The organism is Pseudomonas sp. B6002 (genome assembly GCF_013385985.1).
GTDB lineage: Bacteria > Pseudomonadota > Gammaproteobacteria > Pseudomonadales > Pseudomonadaceae > Aquipseudomonas.
On sequence record NZ_JACAOY010000006.1, the window covers coordinates 519773 to 526147 of the forward strand.

The 6375-nt window shown below is 63.1% G+C and carries 6 protein-coding genes; 3 read left to right on the forward strand and 3 right to left on the reverse strand.

All coding sequences use genetic code 11. The features are described 5' to 3' along the window. The first annotated feature begins 29 nt into the window (after nucleotides 1-29). Together HX792_RS09595 and iolG are read left to right on the forward strand one after the other, a co-directional pair. Complete coding sequence (locus HX792_RS09595; RefSeq protein WP_176995844.1) at nucleotides 30-1055, forward strand: LacI family DNA-binding transcriptional regulator; 1026 nt, start codon at nucleotides 30-32, stop codon at nucleotides 1053-1055. A gap of 34 nt (nucleotides 1056-1089) precedes the next feature. After that, nucleotides 1090-2094, forward strand: coding sequence for an inositol 2-dehydrogenase (iolG, locus tag HX792_RS09600; RefSeq protein WP_176995845.1), 1005 nt, complete (start codon nucleotides 1090-1092; stop codon nucleotides 2092-2094). 285 nt (nucleotides 2095-2379) lie between these two features. Here the strand turns inward: iolG and HX792_RS09605 are convergent, their stop codons facing one another. Together HX792_RS09605 and HX792_RS09610 are read right to left on the reverse strand one after the other, a co-directional pair. Next, nucleotides 2380-3558 (reverse strand): GGDEF domain-containing protein, encoded by a 1179-nt coding sequence (locus HX792_RS09605; protein WP_176995846.1) that lies wholly within the window; start codon nucleotides 3556-3558, stop codon nucleotides 2380-2382. A 108-nt stretch (nucleotides 3559-3666) separates the two neighbouring features. Then, nucleotides 3667-4878, reverse strand: coding sequence for an MFS transporter (locus HX792_RS09610; RefSeq protein ID WP_176995847.1), 1212 nt, complete (start codon nucleotides 4876-4878; stop codon nucleotides 3667-3669). Nucleotides 4879-4976: 98 nt separating this feature from the next. On the opposite strand from HX792_RS09610, the gene HX792_RS09615 reads away from it, so the two are divergent. Continuing rightward, nucleotides 4977-5798, forward strand: a complete 822-nt coding sequence (locus HX792_RS09615) for a helix-turn-helix domain-containing protein (protein ID WP_176995848.1) — start codon at nucleotides 4977-4979, stop codon at nucleotides 5796-5798. A 3-nt stretch (nucleotides 5799-5801) separates the two neighbouring features. Here the strand turns inward: HX792_RS09615 and HX792_RS09620 are convergent, their stop codons facing one another. After that, nucleotides 5802-6305, reverse strand: coding sequence for a GAF domain-containing protein (locus tag HX792_RS09620; RefSeq protein WP_176995849.1), 504 nt, complete (start codon nucleotides 6303-6305; stop codon nucleotides 5802-5804). Nucleotides 6306-6375 lie beyond the last annotated feature (70 nt).

Here is a 6375-nt window from a genome sequence, read left to right on the forward strand (position 1 = left end):
AGACCTCAAAAACACCTCAGGCCAACCCCATGCTCGAACGCGCCAAACACTTCTCCATCAAGCAGCTCGCCACCCAGGCGGGTGTGAGCAAAGCCACGGTCGACCGTGTGTTGCACCAGCGCGGCAGCGTGCACGGGCAGACGCGGCGGCGTATCGAGCAGGCCCTGGATGAGTTGGAGGCCCAGGAGAAAAACGGCCTGGCGGTGGGGCGTACGTTCCATGTCGACGTGATCATGCACACGCCCCAGCGTTTCAGCGCGGCGGTGCAGGCGGCCATCGTCGCGCAGCTGGCCAGCCTGGCGCCGTTTCGCATCGCACCGCGTTTCCACCTGTTCGAAGAGATCGAACCCCAGGCCATGCATGACCAGCTGCTGCGCTGCCTCGACACCGGCAGCCAGGGCGTGGTGCTCAAGGCCGCCGATGAGCCGGCGGTGAACCAGGCGGTCAAGCAACTGATCGCGGCGGGTATTCCGGTGGTGACGCTGGTGACTGACCTGCCGCAAAGCGAGCGCATCGGCTACGTAGGCATGGACAACCGCACGGCGGGGCAGACCGCCGCTTACCTGATGTCGCGCTGGCTGCCGGTGCAACCCCAGGACGTGGCCGTGGTGATCGGCAGTGAATTGTTCCGCGGCGAAGAAGAGCGCGAGATGGGCTTTCGTGCCTGGCTGCGCGGCCGTGCTGCGCACCTGCGGGTCATGGATATCAGCGGTGGCTACGGCGTGTATGACCGCACGTTCGAGCGCGTCACCCAGGCCTTGAAACTCAACCCTGACTTGAAGGCGGTGTACAGCGTGGGCGGTGGCAACCGGGCGATTGTCGATGCGTTCGCCGCGCTGGAGCGGCCGTTGGAGGTGTTTATCGGCCACGACCTTGACGAAGAGAACCGCCAGTTGCTGCTCGAAGAAAAAGTCGCCGCGATCATCGACCACAATCTGCAGATCGATGCCCGCAGCGTGTTCCTGCACATCCTGCAATACCACCGGCTGTGGAAGGCCGGGCCGATTGCGCCGTCCCAGGTGCAGATCGTCACGCCGTTCAATTTGCCGGACTAAGCACTCCCTCAATAACAACATCAGGAGTTCGACCATGCTGAGAATCGCCGTTCTGGGTGCCGGGCGCATCGCCAAGATCCACGCCGCCAACGTCGCCGCCCACCCGAATGCCACGCTGGTGCTGGTGGCCGACCCCTGGCGCGAAGGCGTCGATGCGCTGAGCACGCAGTTGGGCTGCGAAGCCGCTTACGATTGCGCGGCGGTGCTGACCCGCAAGGACATCGACGCGGTGGTGATCGGCACGCCCACCGACACCCATATCGACCTGTTGCTGGCGGCGGTGGCCGAAGGCAAGGCGGTGCTTTGCGAAAAACCCATCGACCTGGACATCGCCAAGGCCCGCAGCGCCGCCCAGGCTGTCGAGCGTCAGGGTGGGCGGGTGATGCTTGGCTTCAACCGGCGTTTCGACCCCGACATGCTGCGCCTGCGCCAGGCCCTGGATGCGGGGCAGATCGGCGCGGTACGCCAGGTGATCATCACCAGCCGCGACCCCGGGCTGGCGCCGCGTGACTACCTGGAACACTCTGGTGGCATCCTGCGCGACATGACCATCCACGACTTCGACACCGCTCGCCACCTGCTCGGCGAAGAACCGGTGGAGGTCAGCGCCATCGCCAGCCGCCTGGTGGACCCGAGCCTGGCCGAGATCGACGATTACGACAGCGTGATGGTGCTGTTGCGCACCGCCTCCGGCAAGCAATGCCACATCAATTGCTGCCGCCAGGCGGTGTATGGCTATGACCAGCGGGTGGAAGTGTCGGGGGCCAGCGGCGTACTGCTCACCGACAACCACCGGCCCAGCACCTTGCGCCATTGGAGTGCCGAACACACCGAGGCGCTGGAGCCGTTGCAGCACTTTTTCCTGGAGCGGTACGCCGATGCCTACCGCAATGAGCTGACGCAGTTCATCGATGCGCTGAACAGCGGCAACCCGTTGCCCACAAGCGTGCGTGATGGCCTGTATGCGTTGCACTTGGCCGATTGCGCGCTCGAATCGGTGAAGACCGGGCGCAGTGTGGCGGTCAACTACGACCTATGACTGTACGCCGCTCCCCTGTAGGAGCTGGCTTGCCAGCGATAGCGGCGGCACTGCCAACAAAGATGTCGCCTGACCCACCGCCNNGCTCGACAGCTCCCACAGGGGTTCGTGCAACGACGAAGCTCCCCTGTAGGAGCTGGCTTGCCAGCGATAGCGGCGGCACTGCCAACAGAGATGTCGCGTGACTCACCGCCATCGTCGGCAAGCCGGCGCCTACAGTGAATTCAAACCTGGTCGCTTGCGCATATCCCTTATCGGCGTCGGGTTCACTTCCTGATTGGGCCGTCAGAAGGCATTGGACGTCGCCGAGCGTGAGCCTGTGCGGTCCACCAGGCGGATGCTGTCGCGGCCACCGCGCTTGGTTTCGTACAGCGCGGTGTCGCCTTGTTCGATCAGGGCCGTAAGGCTGGCCGGTGGCTGGTCGAACAGGTTGGCGCCGATGCTCAGGGTTACCGGCGCCGGGGTGGTGAAGGACTGCGCGGCCAGCTGCTGGAACTGGTCGCGCAGGCCACTGCCCAGTTCGACGATCTGTTGTGTCGACGCCTGGTGCAGCAAGATCACGAATTCATCGCCACCCAACCGGGCAGCCAATGAACCCTGGGGCACGACGGCGCGGATCATTTCGCTCAAGGCGATCAGCAGGCGGTCGCCGGCCACATGGCCGTAGAGGTCGTTGACCGACTTGAAATTGTCGATATCGATCAGCAGCAGCGCGCCTGGTTGTGCCGGCGCAACCTGGGCCAGCAGGGGCGGCGCATGCACGTCCAGGGCGCGACGGTTGTACAGCGCCGTGAGTGGGTCGCGGGCGGCGAGTTGAGCGATCTGCTGTTCGCGGCGGTAGCGTTCGGAGCCGGTCATCGACAGCGCGATCAGCATGATTGCCATCGCGCCTTCCACCAGGGAAATCTGGATGATCTCGCCCTTGAACGCGGCCAAATCAATCAAAGTGCCCGGGATCAGTACCGACAGCGCCTTGGCCACATAAAACGCGCCGTGAATCAGCAAGACGAAGCGCAACTGCACCGCGCCGATGCTCAGGGACTTGCCATGGGGGCGCAGCAGGAAACTGGCGCGCAGGGTGGGCAGCGCCACCAGCAACGACTGCACCCCCAGCATGACCTTGGACCACGACGGGTCCGCCGGCAGCATCAGCATGCCCAGCCACACCGCCAGCATCAGCAGCCACAGGGGCGACAGGCGCGTCTGGGTAAAGCGCGCCACGCCGAGCAAGAACAGGAAGTGTGCGGTCACCAGCAAGCCGTTGGCGAACCAGATGCCAATCATCAGGTAGCCATTGAGGCGCAACAGGGCGAGGGTGGAACCGACAGTGATGGTGGCGAACCCGGCGCTCCAGTAAAGCAACGAGGGTTCGCGCACACTGCGCCATTCAATGGCCAGGTACAGCGCGGCAGCGGCGGCCAGGGCCACGGTGAGGGCCAAAATCGTAGGGGGGTCGAGCGTCATGTCTTGCCGGATCTGCCTGGTGTGCGTTTAAACCGGGATTGTAAGCGCACACGCAGGTTTTTCAGAGCAACTTTCGTGATGGCATACAGCCATCCGATAATCGGCCGGTCAGGCGCCCTTGGTCGAGGGCAGCAAGACCGTCAGGATGCCCACCAACGGCAGGAACGAGCACAGTTTATAGACGTACTCGATACCGTGGGTATCGGCGAGCAAACCGAGCAGCGCGGCACCAATCCCGCTGAAGCCGAACATCAGGCCGAAGAAGATCCCGGCGATCATGCCCACGTTGCCCGGCACCAGTTCCTGGGCGTACACCACGATGGCCGAGAAGGCCGAGGCGATGATAAAGCCGATCACCACGCTCAACACCGCCGTCCAGAACAGGTCGACGTAGGGCAACGCCAGGGTGAACGGCGCGGCGCCAAGGATCGAGAACCAGATGACTTTCTTGCGCCCGATCTTGTCGCCAATCGGGCCGCCCGCGAACGTGCCGACGGCCACGGCGCCGAGGAACAGGAACAGGTACATCTGCGAGCTGGCAACCGACAGCTGGAATTTCTCGATCAGGTAGAACGTGAAGTAGCTGGTGAGGCTGGTCATGTACCAGTACTTGGAGAACACCAGCACAGCCAGCACGATCAGGGCAAAGGTCACGCGGCCTTTGGACAGACCGTGGGTCGCTTTACCGCCGGCCTTGAGCTTGAACAGGTTGAGGTGGTTGCGGTACCAGCGGCTCAGGCCGTACAGCACCAGGATCGCGAACACCGCAAACAAGCCGAACCAGGCGATGTGGCTTTGGCCGTAAGGGATGATGATCGCCGCCGCCAGCAACGGGCCAAAGGCACTGCCGGTGTTGCCGCCGACCTGGAACGTCGATTGCGCCAGGCCATAGCGACCGCCAGACGCGAGGCGTGCGACACGCGAGGTTTCCGGGTGGAAGGTCGAGGAGCCGACGCCCACCAGGCCCGCTGCCAGCAAAATCGCCGGGAAGGTGCCGACAAACGCCAGCATCAGGATGCCAATCAGCGTGCAGACCATGCCCGCGGGCAACAGCCACGGTTTGGGATGGCGGTCGGTGTGGTAGCCGATCCACGGTTGCAGCAGGGACGCGGTCAGCTGGAAGGTCAGGGTGATCAGGCCCACCTGGGTGAATGTCAGGCCGTAGTTGGCCTTGAGCATCGGGTAGATCGACGGCAGCACGGCCTGGATCAGGTCATTGATCAAGTGCGCCAGGGCGCAGGCGCCGAGGATGCGCATGACCAAGGGGCTGGCTTGGGGTGTCGTGGTTGCGGCGGCGGGTGACGCAGTGAGGGTCGACATGCGGGCATTCCATACAAGGCAGCTAATCAAAGGCGGCGACTGCTTACGGTCGCCATCCGTTACAAAATGATTCGGCGTTCATGCTAGATTCGTCAGGAATGCCTGTCTCGCGTAATTCGGGCGACAACCATCGCAAAAAGGGCGAAATGATCAAACCACTCAACGAATTCCTCCAGGAAATCAACGAAGGCGACTGGGCTGTCATCAGTTCCGCCACGGACTACCCGGAAAACTGGGTGATCCCCGACCACAGCCATGAGAAGCACCAACTGCTGTACGCCATCGAAGGCGTGATGGTGGTGTACTCGGCGTTGAACCAGTGGACGGTGCCGCCCAACCGTGGCATCTGGATGCCGGCCGGGCAAGTGCATTCCCTGCGTTGCGTAGGCACGTTGAAGATGCGCAGCGTGTTTGTGCGCCCGGATCGCTTCCCGAACATGCCGGGCGAGCCGAAGACGGTAAGCATCTCGCCGCTGCTGAGCGAGCTGATCAAGGCCTCGGTGAGCTTGAAGCCACCCTACGCCGAGGATTCGCGAGATGCGCGGATCATGCACCTGATCCTCGACGAACTCGCCATGTTGCCGGCCTTGCCGCTGTCCTTGCCGCAACCGGCGGACCCGCGCCTGCAGCGTATCTGCGTGGCGTTGCAGGAAGAGCCGGGCGACGCCTCCACCGTGGCGCACTGGAGCGAGCGCCTGAACCTGGACCAGAAAACCATCCAGCGCCTGTTCCGTAAGGAAACCGGCATGACCTTTGGCCAATGGCGCCAACAGGCCAGGTTGCTGCTGGCACTGGAACGCATTGCGGTGGGGGAAAAGGTGATCGATATCGCCCTGGAGCTGGGCTACGAAAGCCCCAGCGCGTTTACCAGCATGTTCAAGAAACAGTTTGGCAAGACGCCGAGCCATTTCTTCCGCTAGCGCCTAGCGGCCGTCCGCCAGGTTGGCGAAGAAAATGCAGCCCACCAGCCGTGCGAACAGGCTCAGGGTTTCCGGCAGGTTGGGGTCGTCAAACAGCATCGCCCGCGAGTCCAGGGCGCACAGTGCACCGTATAGCCGGCCATCGGGCAGGAAGATCGGCGCCCCGGCGTAGCTTTCGATTTCAAATTGCTTGACCACCGGGCGCGTGGCAAAGCGCCCGTTCTTGCTGATCTCGGGGATAAACAGCGCCTGAGGGTTGATGCAGAACTCACTGCACAGGGTGGTTTCCAGGTCGAGCACGTCATGCACATTGATGCCCATTTGCATCGGGTCGTAGACCGAGCACACCACCCATTCCAGGTCGGTGAACTTGGCAATCCCGGCAAAGCGCATCCCGGTCAGGCGGGTGACCAGGTGAAGAATATTGGTGGTGGCTTCGATTTCGGCGATGGCGGCGCGTTCGTCGGCGCTGAGTAACGCGTATGCTGCGGTGACGCTTGGAACCATGCGGAATACTCCAGGGTGAAGGAGCCTTTTGTGGCAGGCAGTTGCTTGTTGTGGCGAGCGGGCTTGTCCC

Excerpts from the sequence above, each read along its gene's own strand:
- iolG (WP_176995845.1), top strand. The coding sequence starts at position 1,090 with ATGCTGAGAATCGCCGTTCTGGGTGCCGGGCGCATCGCCAAGATCCAC.
- HX792_RS09605 (WP_176995846.1), bottom strand. The coding sequence starts at position 3,558 with ATGACGCTCGACCCCCCTACGATTTTGGCCCTCACCGTGGCCCTGGCC.
- HX792_RS09610 (WP_176995847.1), bottom strand. The coding sequence starts at position 4,878 with ATGTCGACCCTCACTGCGTCACCCGCCGCCGCAACCACGACACCCCAA.
- HX792_RS09620 (WP_176995849.1), bottom strand. The coding sequence starts at position 6,305 with ATGGTTCCAAGCGTCACCGCAGCATACGCGTTACTCAGCGCCGACGAA.
- HX792_RS09595 (WP_176995844.1), top strand. The coding sequence starts at position 30 with ATGCTCGAACGCGCCAAACACTTCTCCATCAAGCAGCTCGCCACCCAG.
- HX792_RS09615 (WP_176995848.1), top strand. The coding sequence starts at position 4,977 with ATGCCTGTCTCGCGTAATTCGGGCGACAACCATCGCAAAAAGGGCGAA.